Here is a 1409-nt window from a genome sequence, read left to right on the forward strand (position 1 = left end):
TCTGCGCTGCTGGCACGGATCATGATGAAACGCATGCTGCGCTGCTCCCGCACCAGCGTCAACTCGGCTCGGTGCCAGTGCGAGGGCAGGCAGGGTGTGAAGCTGAGGGTTTGGGCGCGCTGACGCAGGCCGAACATCGACTCGATGGCGGCGCGATGCAACCAGGCGGCAGACCCGGTGTACCAGCTCCAGCCGCCGCGTCCCACATAGGGCGGCTGGCTGTAGATGTCACCAGCCATGACGTAGGGCTCGATGCCATAGGCCGGGCCACGCGTGGCGTGACTGGCGCGGTGCGCCGGGCTCAGGTAGGTGAAGTAGCGGTAAACCGTGTCACCAGCGGCTTCGGCATCACTGGCAGTTTGTTTGGCCAATTCGGCTTGCGCCATCAAGGCCCAAACGCCCGCATGGGTGTATTGCCCGCCGTTTTCGCGGATGCCTGGCGGGTAGGCCTGGATGTAACCGGCGCTGGGCACGGCATGGGCCAGGGGCGGGTCCAGCAGCTTGATCAGGCCCGCTTCGAAGTCAACCAGATGCGCTTCCACGGCGGCCATGGCCATTTGCTGTTTGTTCAGCGGCGCGCCTTGGGACAGCACCGACCAGGCTTGCGCGATCAGGTCAATTTTGGCCTCCGGGTTGTGCTGCGAGCCCAGCGCCTGACCGTCGTCAAAGTAGGCGCGTTTGAACCATTGGCCGTCCCAGGCTTCGCCATTCAAGGCGGCCTGCCAGCCGCTGGCGGCGTGTTGCCAGCGTGTGGCGCGCTCAAATTCGCCGCGCTGTTGGGCCAGCGGGGCAAAGTCGGCCACCAGACGACATAAGAACCAGCCCAGCCAGACCGACTCGCCCCGGCCTTCGATGCCGACCCGGTTCATGCCGTCGTTCCAGTCGCCGCTGCCCATCAGCGGCAGGCCATGCACGCCCACGCGCAGGCTGCGGTCGATGGCCCTGGCTGCATGCTCAAACACCGACGCCTGTTGCGCGCCGATGGTAGGCGTGTAGTAGGCGTCTTCGGCCCCGGCGGCAATCTCGGGGCCCTCCAGAAACGCCACGGGTTCATCAAGCAGGGCGATGTCGCCGGTGGTGTTGAGGTAGTGCACACAGGCCAGTGGCAGCCACAGCAGGTCGTCCGAAAAATGGGTGCGCACGCCATTGCCCAGCGGTGCGTGCCACCAATGCTGCACGTCGCCGGCGGCAAACTGGCGCGAAGCGCACCGCACGATTTGCGCGCGCAACACGTCCGGCGCCACCCAGGCCAGGGCCATGGCGTCTTGCAACTGGTCGCGAAAACCCGTGGCGCCGCCCGCCTGGTAAAAACCGGCCTTGGCCCACAGCCGGCAGGCCACCGTCTGGTAGAGCAGCCAGTGGTTGACCATGGCATCGAACAGCGGGTCTGGCGTTTTGACCGTGGTGGC

General features: G+C 66.1%; 1 pseudogene. It reads right to left on the reverse strand.

Annotation, left to right across the window (positions count from 1 at the left end):
• Positions 1-1409, reverse strand: a pseudogene (locus tag IBX54_RS15110) (carbohydrate-binding protein); the annotation flags it as partial.

This window comes from Rhodoferax sp., from assembly GCF_014859475.1.
Classification (GTDB): Bacteria; Pseudomonadota; Gammaproteobacteria; order Burkholderiales; family Burkholderiaceae_C; genus Rhodoferax.